The sequence below is a fragment of the Citrobacter sp. RHBSTW-00859 genome, from assembly GCF_013729795.1.
Lineage (GTDB): Bacteria > Pseudomonadota > Gammaproteobacteria > Enterobacterales > Enterobacteriaceae > Citrobacter > Citrobacter braakii.
Genome location: NZ_CP056284.1, coordinates 2,331,751 through 2,354,542, shown reverse-complemented (window position 1 = coordinate 2,354,542; position 22,792 = coordinate 2,331,751). Strand labels below are relative to the sequence as shown.

Below are 22,792 nucleotides of genomic sequence, written 5' to 3'. Positions count from 1 at the left end.
CGGGCGCCGCCAGATGTTATTATTGCTTATCTTGCTGCATTTTGGCTTTAAGTTGCGCCAGCTGCTCGCTGATTTCATCATCTGCTTTCAGGTCAGCAAATTGCTGATCCAGAGACTGCTGTTTACCGAAGTTATGGCTTTCGGCCTCAGCTTCCATCTGATCGATACGACGCTCGAAAGATTCAAAGCGTGCCATCGCTTCATCCAGCTTACCGCTGTCCAGTTGGCGACGAACATCACGCGAAGAGCTCGCAGCCTGATGGCGCAGCATCAATGCCTGCTGACGAGCACGGGTTTCACTGAGTTTATTTTCCAGCTCACCGATCTCTTTTTTCATTCGCGCCAGCGTATCGTCAACCAGCGTCACCTCATGCTCCAGAGAAGCAATCAGATCAGTCAGTTTCTGTTTTTCGATTAAGGCAGAACGCGCCAAATCTTCTTTCTCTTTACGCAGCGCCAGCTCGGCTTTTTCTTGCCACTCTGCCTGTTGTGCGCTCGCCAGTTCTATACGGCGAGATAATTGTTTCTTTTCTGCCAGAGCGCGTGCGGAGTTTGAGCGCACCTCAACCAGCGTGTCTTCCATTTCCTGGATCATTAACCGCACCAGCTTCTGCGGATCTTCAGCCTTTTCCAGCAACGCATTAATGTTGGCGTTCACGATGTCGGCAAAACGAGAAAAAATACCCATAATGTAATCCTCACTTACTGTTCTGATATCGGGCTATGCCCTGCTGTTTTCGTAATGCACTTGGCGTGCCAACTTTTTAAATAATTGATTTTAATGTAAATATCCAATTTTACCTGACGGGAGAATTAGGGTAAATTGGTGAATAACACTAACAAGTGGTGAATTTCATCATGGCAGGATACAAAGACAATATTCTGGGCGAAGCGAACAGCTTTATTGAAGTGCTGGAACAGGTTTCTCATCTGGCGCCGCTGGATAAACCTGTACTGGTTATCGGTGAGCGAGGTACGGGGAAAGAGCTTATTGCCAACCGCCTGCACTACCTCTCCAGCCGTTGGCAGGGCCCATTTATTTCGCTTAACTGCGCGGCCCTCAACGAGAACTTACTTGATTCCGAACTGTTTGGTCACGAAGCCGGTGCGTTTACCGGTGCACAAAAACGGCATCCAGGACGTTTCGAACGCGCCGACGGCGGCACGCTGTTTCTTGATGAACTGGCGACCGCGCCAATGTTGGTACAGGAAAAACTGCTGCGCGTAATTGAGTATGGCGAGCTGGAACGCGTCGGCGGCAGCCAGCCCTTGCAGGTTAACGTGCGACTGGTCTGCGCGACCAATGCCGACCTGCCACGTATGGTCAGCGAAGGCACTTTCCGCGCAGACCTGCTGGATCGTCTGGCCTTTGACGTGGTGCAACTTCCCCCACTACGCGAGCGGCAAAGCGACATCATGTTAATGGCCGAACACTTTGCCATTCAGATGTGCCGCGAGATCGGGTTACCGCTTTTTCCGGGATTTAGCGCCGAGGCCAGAGAAACCCTCCTCCATTACCGTTGGCCGGGTAATATTCGTGAACTGAAAAACGTCGTGGAGCGCTCCGTTTACCGGCACGGTACCAGCGATTACCCGCTGGATGAGATCATCATTGACCCCTTCCGCCGCCATGTTGCGCAGCCACAGGCAGCACCACCAAAGCAGACATCTGTAGCATTACCGCTGGATCTGCGTGAATTCCAGCAGCAACAAGAGAAAGACTTTCTACAAACCAGCTTGCAGCAGGCGAAATTTAATCAGAAAAAAGCCGCTGAGTTACTGGGTCTGACTTACCATCAGCTACGCGCGTTGCTTAAGAAACACCAGATTTAGCGCGCCTCCGCCAACGTTATATTGGAGGGTTTGACGCTTTATTGTCAGCACTCGTCCATTAAAGTCACTTTCCCCTCTGACTTTTCGACTCACGGAGCATAAACGTCAGAGGGTCCCTGTCCCCCCATCAGAGCACCAAACCTGGCCGGATGTATAACTGTTCTCTTCAGCGGCCAAAGTGACATAAAGCGGCGCAATTTCCACTGGTTGACCCGGACGACCCAGCGGTGCATTTGCCCCAAACTTCTCCACTTTTTCCTGTGGCTGACCGCCACAGCATTGCAGTACAGTCCAGTATGGGCCTGGCGCTACGGCATTAACCCGTATCCCTTTCGGTGCCAGCTGTTTCGCCAGCGATTTAGTAAATGCCACGATCGCCGCTTTGGTCTGAGCATAGTCAAGCAGGATTTCACTAGGCTCATAAGCCTGTACCGAGGAGGTATTAATTATCACGCTGTCTCGTGAAAGATGGGGGATAGCCGCTTTGGTGATCCAAAACATAGCGTAGACATTAGTCTTGAATGTGGCATCGAAATCTTCTGTGGTGAGCGCCTCAATAGACTCGCAAAATTGCTGACGACCCGCATTATTGACGAGGATATCCAACCCACCCAGCCCTTTTACCGCCTGTTTAACCAGTTGGCCGCAAAAAGTTTCATCTCGAATATCTCCGGGGATAGCCACGACATTTCTGCCTGCTTTTTTTATCAAGTCGACCACTTCACGCGCATCGTCTTCTTCATCAGGTAAATAGTTGATCGCAACATCAGCGCCTTCACGGGCATAAGCGATGGCAACAGCACGGCCGGTGATGCTGCCAACTTACTGATTTAGTGTATGATGGTGTTTTTGAGGTGCTCCAGTGGCTTCTGTTTCTATCAGCTGTCCCTCCTGTTCAGCTACTGACGGGGTGGTGCGTAACGGCAAAAGCACTGCCGGACATCAGCGCTATCTCTGCTCTCACTGCCGTAAAACATGGCAACTGCAGTTCACTTACACCGCTTCTCAACCCGGTACGCACCAGAAAATCATTGATATGGCCATGAATGGCGTTGGATGCCGGGCAACCGCCCGCATTATGGGCGTTGGCCTCAACACGATTTTACGTCACTTAAAAAACTCAGGCCGCAGTCGGTAACCTCGCGCATACAGCCGGGCAGTGACGTCATCGTCTGCGCGGAAATGGACGAACAGTGGGGCTACGTCGGTGCTAAATCACGTCAGCGCTGGCTGTTTTACGCGTATGACAGGATACGGAGGACGGTTGTGGCGCACGTCTTCGGTGAACGCACTCTGGCCACACTGGAGCGTCTTCTGAGCCTGCTGTCGGCCTTTGAGGTCGTGGTATGGATGACGGATGGCTGGCCGCTGTATGAATCCCGCCTGAAGGGAAAGCTGCACGTAATCAGCAAGCGTTACACTCAGCGCATTGAGCGACATAACCTGAATCTGAGACAACATCTGGCAAGGCTGGGACGGAAGTCACTGTCGTTCTCAAAATCGGTGGAGCTGCATGACAAGGTCATCGGGCATTATCTGAACATAAAACACTATCAGTAAGTTGGAGTCATTACCAGCACGGCCAATCCCTGAATCCCCCCCGGTAATTAATACCTTGCGCCCATTCAATCGACCGCTTCCCTGATAGCTCTCCTCTCCATGATCGGGACGCGGTTGCATTTTTCCGGCCAGCCCTGGGAAGGGTTGCTTCTGCTGTGGAAAAGGCGGTGCCGGAAAACGCGCAGAATGAGTTTTATTGATGGTCTTTTTTTCATTGTTTAAGTCAGCCATTTAAATACCTCTCATTTTTTATCACAAAGATTATTAAGCGTAGACCAAAATGAGTGACATGACCTTTATAATTCACCGCAGTTTAATATTTCGCGTAATATCACCTCTACCGATAAACTAATCACCGCATCGCGCTTTCGAGTATTTTATGAGATTAAACCCTGCTTAACTCATGACTTTTATATCCATATATATCAATGAGATACATAAAAAACCTTAACAGGCCAGACAATTTCATTGAGTAACGAGATACCACTCAGAAGCGAGACGTTAATAAATCCCTATGCAACTGTTTTTCCTGTGTTCATCTACCTACGTCGCCTCGCTTATATTTTACCAACGTTATGATTCATTACTCTTTATCATTTAAGAATTATCTAACGCTCAGCATGAATAAATAGCAACCAAACTTAACATCTCAACCCTATCGAAATGGAGAACGAATGAAATTATCCATAGCACCATTATGAGATTATTTTTATATTTCACTTTCCCCGCGATATTGCTGATGCTCTCTCCTGGCGGTCATGGTCACTTTCCCCCACGTCCCCCTCACATTTTTCTGTCAGCCAGCGAATCCCGCGTTTTAACGAGTCAGATGGGCCATGAAAATGCTAAGATAGTTAACAGAGTAGATTCAAAGTGGATAGCAGGTATGAATTTTGACCATGTCGCGGTGTTGAACTCGCGCTTATCGAGCCTGTTACTCCCAAACACAAACGGTAATGGCAAATGTCATTAAATATTAGTAAGATAGCCCCTTTATTTATAATCCTTTAAAATTATGCGCCTGGTTTTATCATCTCTGATCGTGATGGCTGGATTTCTGAGTGGTCAGGCTGCTGCCGCGCCTGAACAGGCTTCGCATGCTGATATTCGTGACAGCGGCTTTGTCTATTGCGTTAGCGGGCAGGTCAATACGTTCAACCCGCAAAAAGCGAGCAGCGGTCTTATCGTCGACACCCTGGCAGCCCAGCTGTATGACCGACTACTCGATGTCGATCCGTACACCTATCGACTGGTGCCTGAGCTGGCTGAAAGCTGGGAGGTGCTGGATAACGGCGCAACCTACCGCTTCCATCTGCGTCGTGACGTCCAGTTTCAGAAGACGGCCTGGTTCACCCCCACCCGCAAACTGAATGCGGACGACGTGGTGTTTACCTTCGAGCGCATCTTTGATCGCCAGCATCCGTGGCACAATGTAAACGGTAGCAGTTTCCCCTACTTCGACAGCCTACAGTTCGCCGATAACGTCCAAAGCGTACGCAAGCTGGACAACAACACCGTTGAGTTCCGCTTAACTCAGCCCGACGCCTCCTTCATGTGGCACCTCGCCACGCATTATGCCTCCGTGATGTCAGCAGAATATGCGGCTAAATTGGCAAAACAGGATCGCCAGGAACTGCTCGACAGACAACCCGTCGGCACCGGACCGTACCAGCTTTCGGAGAATCGCGCAGGGCAATATGTTCGACTGCAGCGCCATGAAAAATTCTGGCGTGGTACTCCTCTGATGCCGCAGGTGGTTGTGGACCTCGGCTCTGGTGGCACCGGACGTCTATCGAAACTCCTGACCGGTGAGTGTGATGTTCTGGCCTGGCCTGCCGCCAGTCAGCTCAGCATTTTGCGTGATGACCCGCGCCTGCGTCTGACCCTGCGCCCGGGGATGAACATCGCCTATCTGGCATTCAACACCAATAAACCACCGATGGATAATCCCGCCGTGCGGCATGCGCTGGCGCTGGCCATTAATAACCAACGGCTGATGCAGTCCATCTACTACGGGACGGCGGAAACCGCAGCATCTATTTTGCCTCGCGCCTCGTGGGCTTATGACAACGAAGCTAAAATTACAGAGTACAATCCGGCAAAATCGCGCGAGCAGTTAAAAGCACTGGGGCTGGAGAACCTGACATTACAGCTTTGGGTACCCACCAGTTCTCAGGCCTGGAACCCCAGTCCACTGAAAACCGCCGAGCTGATTCAGGCTGACATGGCTCAGGTGGGTGTGAAAGTTAAAATCATTCCGGTAGAAGGTCGTTTTCAGGAGGCGCGATTAATGGATATGAACCATGATCTAACGTTATCCGGTTGGGCGACGGACAGTAACGATCCTGACAGTTTTTTCCGACCGTTGCTAAGCTGCGCCGCCATCAACTCGCAGACTAACTTCGCCCACTGGTGTAATCCGGAATTTGATAGCGTTCTGCGCAAAGCCCTCTCTTCGCAGCAACTCTCATCGCGAATTGATGCCTATGACGAAGCGCAAAATATTCTCGCGAAAGAGTTACCGATCCTGCCGCTGGCCTCTTCACTGCGTCTACAGGCTTATCGTTACGATATCAAAGGACTGGTGTTGAGTCCGTTCGGCAATGCATCTTTTGCCGGGGTTTCCAGGGAAAAGAAAGATGAGGTGAAAAAGCCATGATTATCTTCACCCTGCGTCGTTTTTTATTGCTGCTGGTCACCCTCTTCTTCCTGACCTTTATTGGATTCAGTCTGAGCTACTTCACGCCTCATGCGCCGTTACAGGGTGCATCGCTGTGGAACGCCTGGGTATTCTGGTTCAATGGCCTCATTCACTGGGATTTTGGTGTATCCAGTATTAACGGCCAGTTGATTTCAGAACAGTTGAAGGAGGTGTTCCCGGCGACGATGGAACTGTGCATTCTGGCCTTTGGTTTTGCGCTGATGGTTGGGATCCCCGTTGGTATGCTGGCTGGCATCACGCGGAACAAATGGCAGGACCGCTGCATCAGCGCCTTAGCGTTGATGGGCTTTTCCATTCCGGTTTTTTGGCTGGCGCTGTTGCTGACGTTGCTCTTCTCACTGACTCTCGGCTGGCTTCCCGTTTCGGGACGCTTTGATCTTCTCTATGAAGTGAAGCCCGTTACCGGATTTGCCATTATTGATGCGTGGATCTCCGACTCGCCCTGGCGCGATGAAATGCTGGTCAGCGCAATCCGTCACATGGTGCTTCCGGTGTTGACGCTTTCCGTCGCCCCTACCACGGAAGTTATTCGCCTGATGCGAATCAGCACCATTGAGGTCTTTGATCAAAACTATGTTAAAGCGGCCGCCACGCGCGGTCTGTCACGCTTAACCATTCTGCGCCGTCACGTTCTGCACAACGCCCTTCCGCCGGTGATCCCGCGTCTGGGCTTACAGTTTTCCACCATGCTGACGCTGGCGATGATCACCGAGATGGTCTTTAGCTGGCCAGGTCTTGGCCGTTGGCTGATTAACGCAATTCGCCAGCAGGATTACGCGGCAATTTCGGCGGGCGTCATGGTGATTGGCTCACTGGTTATCATCGTTAACGTCATCTCTGATATTTTGGGTGCTATGGCTAACCCTCTGAAACATAAGGAATGGTATGCCTTACGATAGCGTCTACAGCGAAAAGCGCCCGCCGGGTACGTTGCGCACCGCATGGCGCAATTTTTACGGCGATGCGACTGCGATGATCGGCCTGTATGGCTGCGCAGGATTGGCGATTCTGTGTATTTTTGGTGGTTGGTTTGCCCCTTATGGCATCGACCAGCAATTTCTCGGCTATCAGCTTTTACCGCCGTCATGGTCGCGCTATGGCGAAGTCTCATTTTTCCTCGGAACTGACGATCTCGGGCGTGACGTGTTAAGTCGCCTGCTCAGCGGCGCGGCCCCGACCGTTGGCGGCGCGTTTGTCGTCACCCTCGCCGCCACACTATGTGGACTGTTGCTGGGCGTGGTTGCCGGCGCAACACATGGTTTGCGCTCCGCGGTGCTGAACCACATTCTGGACACCCTGCTCTCGATCCCTTCGCTGCTGTTGGCGATTATTGTGGTGGCCTTTGCCGGACCGCATCTGACACACGCGATGTTTGCCGTCTGGCTGGCGCTGCTGCCGCGCATGGTACGCTCTGTCTACAGCATGGTGCATGACGAGCTGGAAAAAGAGTACGTTATCGCCGCTCGCCTGGACGGCGCAACCACGCTCAATATCCTGTGGTTTGCCGTTCTGCCCAATATTACCGCCGGACTTATCACTGAAATCACCCGTGCGCTGTCAATGGCGATTCTGGACATCGCCGCGCTGGGTTTTCTCGACCTTGGCGCACAGTTGCCGTCACCAGAATGGGGAGCCATGCTTGGCGACGCGCTGGAGCTGATTTATGTCGCACCGTGGACGGTTATGCTGCCAGGTGCGGCGATTATGATAAGCGTGCTGCTGGTTAACCTGCTGGGTGATGGCGTGCGCCGGGCAATTATTGCGGGGGTGGAATAATGCCATTACTGGATATCCGCAACCTGACCATTGAATTCAGAACCGGCGACGACTGGGTGAAGGCGGTTGACCGCGTCAGTATGACCCTCAATGAAGGTGAAATCCGCGGACTGGTTGGCGAGTCTGGATCGGGCAAGAGCCTGATCGCCAAGGCCATTTGCGGCGTCGCTAAAGATAACTGGCGCGTAACCGCAGACCGCATGCGCTTTGATGATATCGATCTGTTGCGCCTTTCCGCGCGTGAACGACGCAAGCTGGTCGGCCATAACGTTTCCATGATCTTTCAGGAACCGCAATCGTGTCTCGATCCGTCTGAGCGCATTGGACGACAACTGATGCAAAATATTCCGGCATGGACTTATAAAGGCCGCTGGTGGCAGCGCATCGGCTGGCGTAAACGCCGCGCGATTGAACTCCTGCACCGCGTCGGGATAAAAGATCATAAAGATGCGATGCGCAGCTTCCCGTATGAACTGACCGACGGCGAATGCCAGAAGGTGATGATCGCAATCGCCCTGGCTAATCAGCCGCGTTTACTGATTGCCGACGAACCAACGAACGCGATGGAGCCAACCACTCAGGCGCAAATTTTCCGCCTGCTGACCCGGCTGAACCAAAACAGCAATACCACCATTTTGTTGATCAGCCATGACCTGCAAATGCTCAGCCAGTGGGCTGACAAAATTAACGTGATGTACTGTGGGCAAACGGTGGAAACTGCGCCCAGTAAAGAGCTGGTGACTATTCCGCATCATCCTTATACCCAAGCGTTGATTCGCGCCATTCCTGATTTTGGTAGCGCAATGCCGCACAAAAGCCGCCTGAATACCATGCCAGGAGCCATTCCATTGCTGGAACAATTACCTATCGGCTGTCGTCTGGGGCCGCGCTGCCCTTATGCTCAGCGCGAATGTATCGAAACCCCAAGACTGACCGGAGCAAAGAATCATCTCTACGCCTGTCATTTCCCGTTGAACATGGAGAGAGAGTGAGATGGTAGAAACCCTGCTCGAAGTTCGTAATCTGAGCAAAACCTTTCGCTACCGGACGGGCTTATTCCGCCGTCAGACCGTTGAGGCCGTTAAGCCCCTGAGCTTTACCCTGCGCGAGCGTCAGACGCTCGCCGTCATAGGTGAAAATGGTTCCGGTAAATCTACGCTGGCGAAGATGCTGGCCGGTATGATTGAGCCCACCAGCGGTGAGCTGCTGATTGACGATCACCCGTTAAAATATGGTGATTATTCATTCCGTAGTCAGCGTATCCGTATGATTTTCCAGGATCCGTCAACGTCGCTTAACCCACGGCAACGTATTTCGCAGATCCTCGATTTTCCGCTACGTCTGAACACCGACCTCGAGCCTGAACAGCGTCGCAAACAGATCATCGAGACCATGCGCATGGTCGGTCTGTTGCCTGACCATGTGAGTTATTACCCGCATATGCTGGCTCCGGGACAAAAACAGCGTCTGGGCCTTGCCCGAGCGCTCATTTTGCGACCCAAAGTCATTATCGCCGACGAAGCCCTGGCCTCTCTGGACATGTCGATGCGTTCGCAGCTCATCAATCTGATGCTGGAATTACAGGAAAAACAGGGGATTTCATATATCTATGTGACTCAGCACATCGGCATGATGAAGCACATCAGCGATCAGGTATTAGTCATGCACCAGGGTGAAGTGGTTGAACGCGGCAGTACAGCAGATGTTCTGGCCTCGCCGTTGCATGAGCTGACCCGTCGCCTGATCGCCGGTCATTTCGGCGAAGCGCTTACCGCTGACGCGTGGCGTAAAGATCGCTAGCAGATGCAGCCCTCCTTAACCGGAGGGCAATTTTGCAATCAGTGACAAACATTTGGTAAGAGGAGTGTATCAACCTCGCTAAACGCGACCGAAGGGAAAAGAGATCCCTGCATCACCCAAACACCAGCCGCGCCTACTTCGTCGATAAGCTGTTTGGTTTCCACACCCTCCACCGCAATGCGGTCGCAATATTCGCGGATGTTTTTAATTAGCACCGGGAACATCGGTTTTTCAGCCTGATCCAGGAAAAAACCACGATCCAACTTCACAACATCAAAACGACCGCAAACCAGCGGACTGGCCCCAATGCTGCCGGAGCCCAGATCGCCCAGCCATAATGCGTTTGGACCGTCGCAAAGTGAATTAATCAGCAGATTATTCAGACATACGGTATTCGTCAGAAAACGCTCTGAAAGTTCTAGTGCGACAAAAGGCATGGCATGTAGCGCCGATTTAACGCTCGGGTCGCCAATTGCCAGCAGCGCCATTTCATCAATGAGGTTCAGAGTACAGAAAAGGTTGTGGCTCTCAAACCAATTACGCTTTTCGGCAATTAATCGAATTTGCTCGAGCATGAAATTACGTTTTTGTTCGCTATTCCACGCTGAAATGATGAACTCTGGATGTATCGGCGAAACCGTATCTGAAACAAACCGGACGCTCATCTCAACACCCAGTAACGTATCAGTTGTGTCTCTCATCGGTTCCGCGATGAAATGATAGTGCATAAGACCACTCCAATTGATCATAACTTCCTGATAATGCACTTTTAATCACAATCAATAATAACGATCAATGTATCAATATCGATCGATAAAAACAATATATCATAACGAACTGAATACGGTCATATTTTTTGTTTTAAGAAAGTTCCTACATTGCTATGTTTTAAAACATAAGCTAGCAGTTAATAATACCATTGAGATGCCTTTAAAGCCTTGTATTTTCTCCATCCCCCCGCGCTTCGCAGAATGAATGAGACTTAACCAGGGAAAGTGTTATAACCCTCATGTGTAATGAAAAGTGATTATCAGTAAGGGATGATAACTATTCTACAAGGCACAAAGAGTGGGATATAATTGCTGCCCCATTTCGAAACACCTTCAAATTGTGATCATAACTCATTGATTGCTAAAAATAAGCAATGACCATAAGGATTAAAGCTATGGGTTTTCTTTCCGGTAAGCGCATTCTGGTAACGGGTCTTGCCAGCAAACTGTCCATCGCCTGGGGTATCGCTCAGGCCATGCATCGCGAAGGGGCTGAACTGGCGTTCACCTACCAGAATGACAAACTAAAAGGCCGCGTCGAAGAATTTGCAGCTCAACTGGGTTCCAGCATCGTACTGCAGTGTGATGTGGCGGAAGACGCCAGCATTGATGCACTGTTTACCGAACTGGGCAAAGCCTGGCCGAAATTCGACGGTTTCGTGCACTCCATTGGTTTCGCGCCCGCAGACCAACTGGATGGCGACTATGTGAATGCAGTCACCCGCGAAGGCTTCAAAATTGCTCATGACATCAGTGCTTACAGCTTTGTGGCGATGGCAAAAGCCTGCCGTTCCATGCTGAACCCAGGCTCGGCGCTGCTGACGCTATCCTATCTGGGCGCAGAGCGCGCCATCCCTAACTACAACGTGATGGGCCTGGCAAAAGCCTCACTGGAAGCGAACGTCCGCTATATGGCTAATGCGATGGGTCCTGAAGGCGTGCGTGTGAACGCTATTTCTGCCGGTCCAATCCGTACACTCGCCGCTTCCGGCATTAAAGATTTCCGTAAAATGCTGGCGCATTGTGAAGCGGTTACGCCGATTCGCCGCACTGTAACCATTGAAGATGTGGGCAACTCCGCAGCATTTTTGTGCTCCGATCTTGCTGCCGGCATCTCGGGTGAAGTCGTTCACGTCGATGGTGGCTTCAGTATCGCGGCAATGAACGAGCTGGAACTGAAATAATCGTAAGTCTTCTATGGGCGGTCTTGCCCCGCCCATGACTCTCCTCTGCCTGCCGCCATATATGCTTTTCTGATATTTATTATCACGGAACAATCTTTCATCCCCTCTTCTGCTTACGTCAGGATATTGCAGCGCAAACGATCCGGCGTAGTAGTAGACGACGTGTCCGGGTCGCCACTTTTTAGACCAAGGACCGCCCATGGAACAACGCCGAATTGAAGGCAAAAGCCACTGGTATCATGAGACGCAATCCAGCAAGCATCCGCAAGATATTCTGCCGCTGGTGCCGGAAGCCGCTCATGTCGACGACAGCTTTTTACTGGATCTGGCGATACCTGATGACGCCCTTTTGCCTTTTCAATCCTGGTTAACCCCTGCCCGTAACCTTGCCCAGGTTCTCTTCCCGGTTCACGTAAACCTGAATCAGATGCACACATTCAGCGCCTATGAACGGATGAGTACGGCGCTTACCGTCGCTCAGGTGTATGGCGTCCAGCGATTGTGCAATCACTATGCCGCGCGGTTAACACCGCTTCCTGGTCCTGACTCGTCACGGGAAAGTAACCATCGGCTGGCGCAAATCACCCAATATGCTCGCCAACTTGCCAGCTCTCCTGACGTGATAGGCGCACGCGATCGCCAGCATCTGGATGCGGTCGGGCTGACCACCAGCGATAGTATTTTGATGAATCAAATCATCGGCTTCGTCGGTTTTCAGGCCCGGACCGTGGCCCTGTTTCAGGCCTGGTTTGGACATCCGGTACGCCGAATACCGGGGCTGGATATACAGCAATTCGCTCACGCTTCGCCATTTAGTGCAACAAACGCTACCTGGCACGCTGCGCCATTCCCAATCGAAAAATATCCTGCTCAGGACGAGACGACGGCCAGACATTTTCCCGATGAGCTGCAAGCGTTGGTGCCATTACTGATTCATTCACCGGTCATTTTAGATTTATTCACGACACTGATTTCCAGTACCCGGTGCAGCGCTGTACCGGTGCGGGCATTTTCACTGGCGGCGCTAATGACGTCACGGATTAACGGCAGCGTGGCCTGCTTTAATGAACAGGCACATACAGCCAATGAATTAGCCAACGTTATCGCCCTGCTTCGCCAGGAGGAACGTGAATTACAGCGTTGGGAACAGCGACATCCGGTTGAGCGCGTCACCCTGCAGGCGGTACAATGGCTAACCCGAGCGCCCGACCGTTTTAGCGCCGCGCTGTTAACCCCTTTGTTCGATCAGGGCATCTCTTCTGAACAAGCGATTAACCTGCTGGCCTGGAGCGGATTGTGCGGATGGTTGAATCGCTTGAAAATCGCGCTGGGCGAGACTTATTAACCGATCCACTTACTGAAAGAGCGCTTGCCGCAACTGAGAGAATCGCGTAAAACTGTCAGCCGCTCTTTTAGCCACGAAAATAGACAATTATGCTTCAGGACAACCCGCTGCTAGCGCAGCTTAAACAGCAACTGCATTCCCAGACGCCACGTGCTGAAGGGGTGGTAAAAGCCACGGAAAAAGGCTTTGGCTTCCTGGAAGTCGATGCACAAAAAAGCTATTTCATTCCACCGCCGCAGATGAAAAAAGTGATGCATGGCGACCGCATTGTTGCGGTTATCCATACAGAAAAAGATCGTGAATCTGCCGAGCCGGAAGAACTGATCGAACCCTTCCTGACGCGCTTCGTGGGTAAAGTTCAGGGCAAAAATGATCGTCTGTCCATTGTGCCGGATCATCCGTTACTGAAAGAAGCGATCCCTTGTCGTGCCGCCCGCGGCATTGAGCACGATTTTAAAGAAGGTGACTGGGCCGTCGCTGAAATGCGCCGCCACCCGCTGAAAGGCGATCGCACCTTCTATGCCGAGTTAACCCAATTTATCACTTTTGCTGATGACCACTTTGTCCCGTGGTGGGTCACGCTGGCACGCCATAATCTCGAAAAAGAAGCGCCGGACGGTGTGGCAACTGAGATGCTTGATGAAGGTCTGGTTCGTCAGGACTTAACCGCCCTCAACTTTGTCACCATCGACAGCGCCAGCACCGAAGATATGGACGATGCGCTGTACGCTGAAGAGCTGGCCGACGGCAAACTGCAATTAACTGTCGCCATTGCCGACCCTACGGCCTGGATTGCAGAAGGCAGCAAGCTGGATAAAACAGCAAAAATTCGCGCGTTTACTAACTATCTGCCGGGGTTCAATATCCCGATGCTACCACGCGAACTGTCTGACGATCTGTGCTCTTTACGCGCGAACGAAGTGCGTCCGGTTCTGGCTTGTCGTATGACCATCACCGCAGATGGCGCGATTGAAGACAACATCACCTTCTTCGCAGCGACGATTGAGTCGAAAGCGAAGCTGGTCTACGACAACGTCTCCGACTGGCTGGAAGATGCCGGTGACTGGCAGCCTGCAAACGACGCGATTGCTGAACAAATCCGTCTGCTACACCGTATTTGCCTGAGCCGCGGTGAATGGCGTCATAACCATGCTCTGGTATTTAAAGATCGCCCGGATTACCGTTTTGTTCTTGGTGAAAAAGGTGAAGTCCTGGACATCGTCGCTGAGCCGCGCCGCATCGCAAACCGTATCGTGGAAGAATCCATGATTGCGGCAAACATTTGCGCCGCCCGCGTGCTTCGCGACAAGCTCGGCTTCGGTATTTATAACGTCCATATGGGATTCGACCCGGCCAACGCCGACGCTCTGGCCGCGCTGCTAAAAACCCATGGTATGCACGTTGATGCCGAGGAAGTCCTGACGCTGGAAGGTTTCTGCAAACTGCGCCGCGAGCTGGATGCGCAGCCTTCTGGTTTCCTCGACAGCCGAATTCGCCGCTTCCAGTCTTACGCTGAAATCAGTATCGAGCCAGGACCGCACTTTGGGCTGGGTCTGGAGGCTTATGCCACCTGGACCTCTCCTATTCGAAAATATGGCGATATGATTAACCACCGCCTGCTTAAGGCCGTCATCAAAGGTGAAACCATCGCCCGCCCTGGGGATGATACCACGGTGCAAATGGCGGAACGTCGTCGCCTGAACCGGATGGCTGAGCGCGATGTGGGCGACTGGTTATATGCCCGTTTCCTGAGTGACAAAGCCGGGACCGATACCCGCTTTGCGGCCGAGATAATTGACGTTAGCCGCGGCGGTATGCGCGTACGTTTAGTTGATAATGGCGCAGTCGCATTTATTCCTGCCCCATTCCTGCACGCCGTTCGGGACGAGCTGGTATGCAGCCAGGAAAGCGGCACGGTGCAAATTAAAGGTGAAGTGGTTTACAAAGTCACGGATGTGATTGACGTAACCATCGCCGAAGTTCGCATGGAAACCCGCAGCGTTATCGCGCGTCCAGCCGCGTAACTCGTATCAATCCAGCGACCTTTCTCATTTTGTGAAAGGTCGTTTCTTTTTCCCGCCCAAATTCCCACCACCGCACTACACTTCTTTCATTCGGTCAATTTTATTTTTTTACTTTTTTCAGTTCCGTTGGCTTTGCTTTTTACGGATTCTGGATTAAACATAAATATATAAAAAAAACAATACGTTCAGCCATAATCACCCCGAATGAATCATGGCTACCCATACTTTTGAGGCTCTATGCGCTTTAAACGGGATAGTACACATGATGAAAGACGTCCGGGAGCTGGTTACGTTGTATAGCTATGTGGGCACTCATAACCCCTACTGGCGTTTGTCAGAGGATTGCAACATCCTGCATTTCTCTATCGACGAAGCGTCAGAAGCTGATCAGACCATCGAATTATTACCTGAACAAGCCGATCGCATTCGCGAGATGACGGTGATCACGTCAAGTCTGCTAATGACGTTGCCCATTGAAGATGACGACATTCCCGTGCATCTGGTCGGTCGAAAAATCAATAAGCGCGAATGGGCCGGTAGCGCATCCGCCTGGGAAGACCCCCCCTCCGTCGCCCGCGATCTGGCCCACGGTCTCTCTTTTGCCGAACAAGTCGTTTCCGAAGCCAATTCCGTTATTGTCATTCTTGACCGCATGGGCAACATTCAGCGGTTTAATCGCCTGTGCGAAGAGTACACCGGCCTCAAAGAACGTGAAGTCATTGGTCAAAGTGTATTCACATTATTTATGAGCCGTCGTGAAGCAGCGGCTTCACGGCGCAATATTGAGGTCTTTTTTCGCGAAGGTAACTCGTATGAGGTTGAACGCTGGGTCAAGACCTGCAAAGGCCAGCGTCTGTTTCTGTTTCGCAATAAATTTGTGCATAACGGTAGCGGAAAGAACGAAATTTTTCTGATCTGTTCCGGGACCGATATCACTGAAGAACGCCGCGCGCAGGAACGACTGCGGGTGTTGGCGAATACCGACTCCATCACTGGATTACCAAACCGCAACGCAATTCATGAACTGATCAGCAATGCGATTGAGAACGCGGGCGATACGCAGGTCGGTATTGCGTACCTCGATCTGGATAACTTCAAAAAGGTAAACGATGCCTACGGGCATATGTTTGGCGATCAGCTACTACAAAGCGTGTCGCTGGCAATCCTCAGTTGCCTCGAAGACAACCAGATCCTGGCGCGATTTGGCGGCGATGAATTCATTGTTCTTGCCACCGAAACATCCCAGGGCACACTGGAAGCCACCGCATCACGCATTCTGACGCGCCTGCGCCAGCCCTTCCGCATCGGTCTGATTGAAGTCTATACCGGATGCTCTATTGGTATATCCCTCGCGCCTCAGCATGGTCAGGATTGCGAGAGCGTCATTCGTAACGCGGATACAGCCATGTACACCGCGAAAGAAGGCGGCCGTGGGCAGTTTTGTGTTTTTTCTCCGGAAATGAATCAGCGGGTATTTGAATATCTGTGGCTGGATACTAATCTGCGTAAGGCACTGGATAACGATCAACTGGTTATCCATTATCAGCCAAAGATAACCTGGCGCGGTGAAGTGCGCAGCCTGGAGGCGCTGGTTCGCTGGCAATCTCCGGAACGCGGCCTCATTCCACCGCTGGAGTTTATATCCTACGCCGAAGAATCGGGGCTCATCGTCCCGCTGGGGCGTTGGGTTATTCTCGACGTTGTGCGCCAGGTCGCGAAATGGCGTGACAAGGGAATAAACCTGCGCGTGGCGGTAAACGTTTCTGCCCGCCAGCTCGCCGACCAGACGCTTTTTACCGCACTTAAGCAGGTGCTTCACGAGCTCAACTTTGAGTATTGCCCCATCGATGTTGAATTAACGGAAAGCAGTTTGATAGAAAATGAGCAACTGGCGTTGTCAGTCATTCAGCAGTTTAGCCAGTTAGGAGCGCAAATCCATTTGGATGATTTTGGTACCGGTTATTCGTCGCTGTCTCAACTGGCCCGCTTCCCGCTAGATGCCATTAAACTGGATCAGACCTTTGTCAGAGAGATCCACAAACAACCTATTTCACAATCGCTGGTACGGGCCATAGTTGCGGTAGCACAGGCGCTCAACCTGCAGGTCATCGCCGAAGGCGTGGAAAGCGCGAAAGAGGATGCGTTTCTGACCAAAAATGGCGTCAATGAGCGTCAGGGGTTTTTATTCGCCAAACCAATGCCAGCCGCCGCATTTGAACGTTGGTATCGCCGCCACCTGAGTAAAAAACTGCGCTAATGCAGAGAGAATGAAGGCGATAAATAGCCATAAATGGACATTACATGACGACGCTATCCGCATGTAATCACAGAATATATAATATTCTTCAATCGTTCAGGTTAATACTATTTTTCCCTTCTCTTTTGCCATGAAATTCTGCATCATGAAATTCAAACTCTATTGCCATTAGGATGACGACCATGTCTGATATCGACGCTCAGCGTCTGGCCGAACGTATTGATACCGTGCTGGATATCCTCGTTGCAGGTGATTACCACTCAGCCATCCACAATCTTGAAATTTTGAAAGCTGAACTGTTAAACACGGTCAAAGAAGATGTCGAATCTTTGGCGAAAAAGCAGAAGGCGCCATGGGAGATCTGATGACAGTGATCTTTTGATGTCGCTGCTATCAGCAAACTGCAGATAATGCAGTTTCCGTTTAATTTCCGATACGATATCGCAATAAAATTAATACTATGAATTCCCGACAACAATCTATTTTGCAGATGGTGACCGATAAAGGTCAGATGAGCGTCGCCGATCTGGCAAAAGTCACCGGTGTCTCCGAAGTGACGATTCGACAGGATCTGAACACGCTGGAAAAACAGAGTTACTTACGCCGAGCCCACGGTTTTGCTGTTTCATTGAACAGCGATGATGTTGAAACGCGCATGATGACCAATTTCACTCTGAAACGTGAACTGGCTGAATTCGCTGCATCTCTGGTCAGTCCAGGCGAATCCGTATTCATTGAGAATGGCAGCAGCAATGCACTTCTGGCCAGAACGCTGGCAGAGCAAAAAGATGTCACCATCATCACCGTGAGCAGCTACATTGCTCATCTGCTCAAAGAAACGCCCTGTGAAGTGATACTTCTCGGTGGAATTTACCAGAAAAAAAGTGAGAGCATGGTCGGCCCCTTAACTCGCCAGTTTATCCAGCAGGTACACTTCAGTAAGGCCTTTATCGGCATTGACGGCTGGCAGGCTGATACCGGTTTTACCGGACGCGATATGATGCGTTCTGACGTGGTTAACGCGGTGCTGGAAAAAGGCGCAGAAGTTATTGTGTTGACCGACAGCTCAAAATTCGACGCCATTCACCCTTACACGCTGGGTCCATTAGAGCGATTCAGCCGCGTAGTAACGGACTCCAGACTCAGCGCCAGCGTACAAATGCAGCTCGAACATTCAGGATTAATCGTCAATATCATTGATGCCCACGCATAAAATCTTCAGTAGATGGTTTGTCAGCAGACAAATCATCTGCTCTCTGAGAGTTATCTGACAATCCAATTAAGACTTTTTACCTGTCGTTAACAGGATAAAGTCGTAAAATTAATGTTAGCGATATAACAGGAACGAACCTCCAACTTCAGGATAGTGTTTGTAATGCCTTCGCTAAACGGTTTCACGGAAATATCTTCGATAGTCTTAATTTGACGCTATCCTTAAAGAACACTGGATTCCGTGAATCAATAATTCAGGAGAAAGTATTATGTTAGTAACGAGCAAAAAAATGACCGCTGCCATTCTGGCGATTACTCTGGCAATGTCGCTGAGTGCCTGCTCTAACTGGTCCAAACGAGATCGTAACACCGCAATCGGTGCTGGTGCAGGTGCAATAGGTGGTGCAGTCCTGACTGACGGTAGCACGCTGGGTACGCTGGGTGGTGCTGCAGTAGGTGGTATTATTGGCCACCAGGTGGGTAAATAATCTACGGTTAAACGGCTCGATATAATAATACGTTTACTTTTTCAGGTCTGTATTATTAAAAAGCCACGGAAATTTTCCGTGGCTTTTTTATTAACCGCCAGCCAGTTTAACTTTCATTCCTTTAGCTTCCAGCAGCGATTTAATCAGGTCGCGTTTATCCCCCTGAATTTCAATCACGCCATCTTTCACTGCTCCACCGCAACCACACTTTTTCTTCAGTTCTGCGGCTAATTTGGTCAGTTCGGCATCGTCTTGATCAATACCGGTAATCAGGCACTCGCCCTTCCCTTTGCGACCACTGGTCTGGCGCTGGATACGAACAATGCCATCGCCTTTTGGACGCTCAGGCGCTGTTTTCGGTTCATCAATACGCCCGGAGTCGGTAGAGTAGACCAGACGAGAGTTTGAGTCGTTCATTTACGCACCTCGTTTCAGGGAAGCATTGATCATCTTCAGCGTCTGCGCGGGATCGGCCGACTGGGTGACCGGACGACCAATCACCATGTAATCCACACCTGCTAACTGCGCCTGTTCCGGTGTCATAATACGACGCTGATCGCCCGCCTCGCTGCCTTCTGGACGAATACCCGGTGTCACCAGCTTAAATGCCTGGCCCAACGCCTGCTTGAATCGCACCGCTTCCTGAGCTGAGCATACGACACCGTCCAGACCACAATTCTGGGTTAAGCGCGCCAGTCTTTCAGCATAATCCGCAGGTGACAACGTCACGCCGAGATCGGCGAGGTCGCTGGCTTCCATACTGGTCAGAACCGTCACGGCAATCAGCAGCGGCGCGTCCTGGCCAAAAGGCACTAAGGTTTCACGGGCTGCAGTCATCATACGCGCCCCGCCAGAAGCGTGAACGTTAACCATCCAGACGCCAAGTTCGGCAGCAGCGGCAACTGCATGTGCGGTGGTATTGGGAATATCATGAAATTTCAAATCAAGAAAGACGTCAAAACCACGCTGTTGTAGATCGCGAACCAACTGAGGTCCAAAAAGCGTGAACATCTCTTTGCCCACTTTCAAACGGCAATCACGAGGATCAATTCTGTCGACAAAAGCTAATGCTTTATCACGATTAGAATAATCGAGAGCGACAACGACAGGAGAATCGGTAACAGCACGAGAAGAAGATGAAGCAGTAAACGTCATGACCAGACCTTCTTGAGGATGGGCGCCCACGGCGGCGCGAAATGGGTAAACGGCGTGCATTCTACCTGCGGTAATAGAAAATTAACAGGCGCGATTACATTTCTGCCACGCGAACCGGCAGCGGAGGTTGAGGATGGATCGATGACACACCAAAAGTATGTTGTAACTAAAATGAGGTTTTTTTAAAAATTACAGCCCATCAAGTCCGCGAATGGGCTTAATGGTTGACCATGAACGGCAGGATGGACAGTGCCAGTACAGCGTATACGCCGTAAAACCGCACTTCTGGCAGCTGTAACGCGGTTTACTGCGTACCTGCTCTCCGACCATATCGCGCAGAACCATCAGGCTCTCTTTGGCACGCCCTTCTTCGGCTTCGTGGAGATGATAATCCATCAGCTTGTGGAACACGCGCATCGTAGGATGACGTTGCAGCTGACGAGTGATATAGACCTGAGCGGTATCAGCCCCCTCACGCGCCTCAAGAATATCCGCCAGCATCAGTTCGGCGGCGGCACCAGTATTTTCCTCAACGGCCCGACGTAAAAACTCCGCCCACTCATCGTTTTTCCCCAGATGCTGGTAGCAGCTTTGCAGCATTTCCAGCGTTTCGCTGACCAGTTCTTTGTCCTGGGAAATGACCCGTTGCAGGCTTTCAACCGCCTTCGCGTAATCACCTTTTTCCATGTACACGCGACCCATCATGATGGATACCCGTGCACTGTTTTTGTCTGCCGCGGCGCCTTTTTTCAACAGCGTCATGGCGCGATCCATATCGTCGCTACCCATTTGCTGTAAGGCCAGTTCGCAGTAGAAGTGGGCTATCTCATTACGCTGTTTGTCTTTGCCGAGTTTTACCAGACGCTCTGCTACATCAATGGCTTTTTGCCATTCGCTGGTGGCCTGATAAATTTGCAACAGTTGCTGTAATGCGCCAACCCGAAAATCAGTTTCATCGGTAAGCTGATTGAACATGTCTTCCGCGCGGTCGTACAGTCCCGCGGCCATGTAGTCGCGCCCCAGCTGTTGCACGGCCAGCAAACGCTGCTCGTAGGTCAGCGAGGCACTTTCCATTAACGTTTGATGGATGCGGATTGCGCGATCGACTTCACCGCGAGAGCGGAACAGGTTTCCGAGGGTGAGATGAGCCTCAACGGTGCCTGTGTCCTCTTTTAGCATATCAAGGAACAGATCCACCGCTTTATCTTGTTGATTGCTCAGGAGGAAGTTAACCCCGGCGACATAGTCACGAGAAAGACGGTTAGCTTCATCCTGCTTGGTTTGTTGCGCACTTCTGCGACCCATATACCACCCATAGGCAGCGGCTACAGGTAAAAGCAGAAACAACAACTCCAACATAAATAATTATTCCTTCACAACCGACGAATCGGCAGATACCGCAACGTCGGTCGCAGGCGCAAGCTGGTTTTCCAGTCGTTTGATTTTACGTTCGGCGCGCGCAAGAGACACACGAACCTTCAGCCAGAAAAGGCCGCAAATTAGCCAACCAATCGCAAACCCTGCGGCAAACAATACAGCAAGCAGCGTAGAGATACGATACTCACCCTGAGCCAGCAGGTAATTAAACGTAACCTGTTGATCGTTTTGCGCACCCAATGTCACCGAAATAACAAAAATCGCCAACACCAGTAAGAAAATGAGTAAATATTTCACATTACTTCCCGTTATGTGGTTTGAGCGAATAAATCGTGTCCAACTTACCGCGTTGAGCCCTTTAAATTACCATTTTCACAACGAGTGCGAAACGGAAAAGCGCTTTCCACTTTCTGATTTAAGGGCAAAATTTGAAAAATCAATCATCGCTAGCTTTCTTGTTCTCGCTGCGCGATTTCTTTTTTCTCCTGCACTGGTGGGGTTAATGGTCCGCATACCCGCTGTGCAAGCCAGGTTGCCAGCGTCACCAGCAGCCACGAAATCAGCGTTGCCACCACCAAATCACGGGGCCAGTGCATGCCTAACAGCAAGCGGCTGCCCATCACGCCGGTCGCCCAGATCAGCAAAAACACAATCGTCAGCGTACGTCTGCGCGGCCATAACAGCCCTACGCCCAATAAAGCCCAACTGGCGGCAAACATCGTATGTCCGGACGGAAAGGCAAACCCCGTTTCTTTTTGCCAGTGCTTGCGTAAAAACGTTGGAATATCCTGCTGTTCAGCCAATTGTTCTTTGACTAAATGCCCACGATCTTTACGTTTTAAAGTGTAGAACTCATCAACCGGAATATGGTGCGTTTTTTCCAGCCACACGACAAAAGGTCGCGGTTCTTGCACCCTGTCTTTTACCCAGGACTTCACGCCCTGTCCCACTAAAATCGCTGCGGCCAGAATAGCAAACAACATTACCGCGGCTTTAAGACGAAAACGCAGGCACCACAGAAACCATGCACAAAGCGCAACGTGAGTGATAATTCCCCACGGCTGCGTCACCGTTTCCGTTACCCAGTACAAGGACTTTAACCACCAGACATTGTGCCCCGGCTGCCAGCTCCAGCCTGATACCCATACGGCAACCGGCATGATAAGTAGCAGTCCGGTCCCCACTGCGGTGCGCTTTGCAATAGACAGCATTGCCTCTCCTTTCGTCGATAAGTATCACAATCATAACTGAAAAATTCACACGTCGGGAAATTGACAATTTTGTGCCAT

General features: G+C 51.1%; 21 protein-coding genes and 2 pseudogenes. 14 read left to right on the top strand and 9 right to left on the bottom strand.

The genetic code is table 11. The features are described 5' to 3' along the window. Positions 1 to 19 precede the first annotated feature (19 nt). Entirely contained in the window at positions 20 to 688 is a 669-nt protein-coding gene (pspA, locus tag HV302_RS11750) for a phage shock protein PspA (protein ID WP_016153228.1), read from the bottom strand. Between the two features lie 155 nt (positions 689 to 843). Between pspA and pspF the strand changes: the two genes are divergently transcribed. Next, the gene (gene pspF / locus HV302_RS11745; RefSeq protein ID WP_029139556.1) at positions 844 to 1,833 is read left to right on the top strand and encodes a phage shock protein operon transcriptional activator; all 990 of its coding nucleotides are present in this window, start codon (positions 844 to 846) and stop codon (positions 1,831 to 1,833) included. 105 nt (positions 1,834 to 1,938) lie between these two features. Here pspF and HV302_RS11740 read toward each other — a convergent pair. Then, a pseudogene (locus HV302_RS11740) lies at positions 1,939 to 2,640 on the bottom strand (SDR family oxidoreductase); the annotation flags it as partial. 55 nt (positions 2,641 to 2,695) lie between these two features. On the opposite strand from HV302_RS11740, the gene HV302_RS11735 reads away from it, so the two are divergent. Further along, positions 2,696 to 3,393, top strand: a protein-coding gene (locus HV302_RS11735; protein ID WP_223429336.1) for an IS1 family transposase whose coding sequence is annotated in 2 segments (ribosomal slippage) — positions 2,696 to 2,945 and positions 2,945 to 3,393 — 699 coding nt in all. Because the reading frame shifts where the segments join, the coding sequence is not laid out codon by codon here. A 15-nt stretch (positions 3,394 to 3,408) separates the two neighbouring features. On the opposite strand, the pseudogene HV302_RS11730 reads toward HV302_RS11735, so the two are convergent. After that, a pseudogene (locus tag HV302_RS11730) lies at positions 3,409 to 3,624 on the bottom strand (NAD(P)-dependent dehydrogenase); the annotation flags it as partial. Between the two features lie 784 nt (positions 3,625 to 4,408). Between HV302_RS11730 and sapA the strand changes: the two are divergent. Genes sapA through sapF form a run of 5 tightly spaced genes read left to right on the top strand, consistent with a single transcriptional unit; the run spans position 4,409 to position 9,691 of the window. Next, positions 4,409 to 6,052: an ABC transporter substrate-binding protein SapA gene (gene sapA, locus HV302_RS11725; RefSeq protein WP_016153232.1), complete on the top strand. Its 1,644-nt coding sequence runs from the start codon at positions 4,409 to 4,411 to the stop codon at positions 6,050 to 6,052. Further along, entirely contained in the window at positions 6,049 to 7,014 is a 966-nt protein-coding gene (gene sapB / locus HV302_RS11720) for a peptide ABC transporter permease SapB (RefSeq protein WP_003020545.1), read from the top strand. Before sapA ends, sapB begins: the two co-directional genes overlap by 4 nt. Further along, positions 7,001 to 7,891: a peptide ABC transporter permease SapC gene (gene sapC, locus HV302_RS11715; RefSeq protein WP_016156640.1), complete on the top strand. Its 891-nt coding sequence runs from the start codon at positions 7,001 to 7,003 to the stop codon at positions 7,889 to 7,891. Before sapB ends, sapC begins: the two co-directional genes overlap by 14 nt. Next, the gene (gene sapD / locus HV302_RS11710) at positions 7,891 to 8,883 is read left to right on the top strand and encodes a peptide ABC transporter ATP-binding protein SapD (protein WP_016153234.1); all 993 of its coding nucleotides are present in this window, start codon (positions 7,891 to 7,893) and stop codon (positions 8,881 to 8,883) included. Before sapC ends, sapD begins: the two co-directional genes overlap by 1 nt. 1 nt (position 8,884) lies before the next feature. Then, positions 8,885 to 9,691, top strand: a complete 807-nt coding sequence (gene sapF, locus HV302_RS11705) for a peptide ABC transporter ATP-binding protein SapF (RefSeq protein WP_016153235.1) — start codon at positions 8,885 to 8,887, stop codon at positions 9,689 to 9,691. 38 nt (positions 9,692 to 9,729) lie between these two features. On the opposite strand, the gene HV302_RS11700 is transcribed toward sapF, so the two are convergent. Beyond that, positions 9,730 to 10,419, bottom strand: a complete 690-nt coding sequence (locus HV302_RS11700; protein ID WP_016156641.1) for an EAL domain-containing protein — start codon at positions 10,417 to 10,419, stop codon at positions 9,730 to 9,732. Between the two features lie 437 nt (positions 10,420 to 10,856). Between HV302_RS11700 and fabI the strand changes: the two genes are divergently transcribed. The 7 genes from fabI (at position 10,857) to osmB (ending at position 18,971) form a co-directional block, all read left to right on the top strand. Further along, positions 10,857 to 11,645, top strand: coding sequence for an enoyl-ACP reductase FabI (gene fabI, locus HV302_RS11695; RefSeq protein WP_016156642.1), 789 nt, complete (start codon positions 10,857 to 10,859; stop codon positions 11,643 to 11,645). Positions 11,646 to 11,844: 199 nt separating this feature from the next. Next, positions 11,845 to 12,990: a carboxymuconolactone decarboxylase family protein gene (locus HV302_RS11690; RefSeq protein ID WP_181627364.1), complete on the top strand. Its 1,146-nt coding sequence runs from the start codon at positions 11,845 to 11,847 to the stop codon at positions 12,988 to 12,990. 89 nt (positions 12,991 to 13,079) lie between these two features. Then, complete coding sequence (locus tag HV302_RS11685) at positions 13,080 to 15,014, top strand: exoribonuclease II (RefSeq protein ID WP_181627363.1); 1,935 nt, start codon at positions 13,080 to 13,082, stop codon at positions 15,012 to 15,014. Positions 15,015 to 15,279: 265 nt separating this feature from the next. Then, entirely contained in the window at positions 15,280 to 17,271 is a 1,992-nt protein-coding gene (gene pdeR, locus HV302_RS11680) for a cyclic di-GMP phosphodiesterase (RefSeq protein WP_181627456.1), read from the top strand. A gap of 182 nt (positions 17,272 to 17,453) precedes the next feature. Further along, positions 17,454 to 17,636, top strand: coding sequence for a YciZ family protein (locus tag HV302_RS11675; RefSeq protein ID WP_181627362.1), 183 nt, complete (start codon positions 17,454 to 17,456; stop codon positions 17,634 to 17,636). Between the two features lie 95 nt (positions 17,637 to 17,731). Continuing rightward, positions 17,732 to 18,484 carry a DNA-binding transcriptional regulator YciT gene (yciT, locus tag HV302_RS11670; protein ID WP_016153242.1) on the top strand — a complete coding sequence of 251 codons (753 nt, stop codon included), beginning with the start codon at positions 17,732 to 17,734 and terminating at the stop codon, positions 18,482 to 18,484. A gap of 268 nt (positions 18,485 to 18,752) precedes the next feature. Continuing rightward, positions 18,753 to 18,971: an osmotically-inducible lipoprotein OsmB gene (gene osmB / locus HV302_RS11665; RefSeq protein ID WP_003020583.1), complete on the top strand. Its 219-nt coding sequence runs from the start codon at positions 18,753 to 18,755 to the stop codon at positions 18,969 to 18,971. Positions 18,972 to 19,061: 90 nt separating this feature from the next. On the opposite strand, the gene yciH is transcribed toward osmB, so the two are convergent. The 5 genes from yciH to pgpB form a co-directional block, all read right to left on the bottom strand. Then, positions 19,062 to 19,388 (bottom strand): stress response translation initiation inhibitor YciH, encoded by a 327-nt coding sequence (yciH, locus tag HV302_RS11660; RefSeq protein WP_181627361.1) that lies wholly within the window; start codon positions 19,386 to 19,388, stop codon positions 19,062 to 19,064. Beyond that, on the bottom strand, positions 19,389 to 20,126 hold the full coding sequence (pyrF, locus tag HV302_RS11655) for an orotidine-5'-phosphate decarboxylase (RefSeq protein ID WP_181627455.1): 738 nt from the start codon (positions 20,124 to 20,126) through the stop codon (positions 19,389 to 19,391). 189 nt (positions 20,127 to 20,315) lie between these two features. Next, a complete protein-coding gene (lapB, locus tag HV302_RS11650) occupies positions 20,316 to 21,485 on the bottom strand; it encodes a lipopolysaccharide assembly protein LapB (protein ID WP_047417273.1) in 1,170 nt (389 codons plus the stop codon). A 6-nt stretch (positions 21,486 to 21,491) separates the two neighbouring features. Continuing rightward, on the bottom strand, positions 21,492 to 21,800 hold the full coding sequence (locus tag HV302_RS11645) for a LapA family protein (RefSeq protein ID WP_006684318.1): 309 nt from the start codon (positions 21,798 to 21,800) through the stop codon (positions 21,492 to 21,494). Between the two features lie 149 nt (positions 21,801 to 21,949). Next, positions 21,950 to 22,714: a phosphatidylglycerophosphatase B gene (gene pgpB / locus HV302_RS11640; RefSeq protein ID WP_019076872.1), complete on the bottom strand. Its 765-nt coding sequence runs from the start codon at positions 22,712 to 22,714 to the stop codon at positions 21,950 to 21,952. Between the last annotated feature and the right edge of the window lie 78 nt (positions 22,715 to 22,792).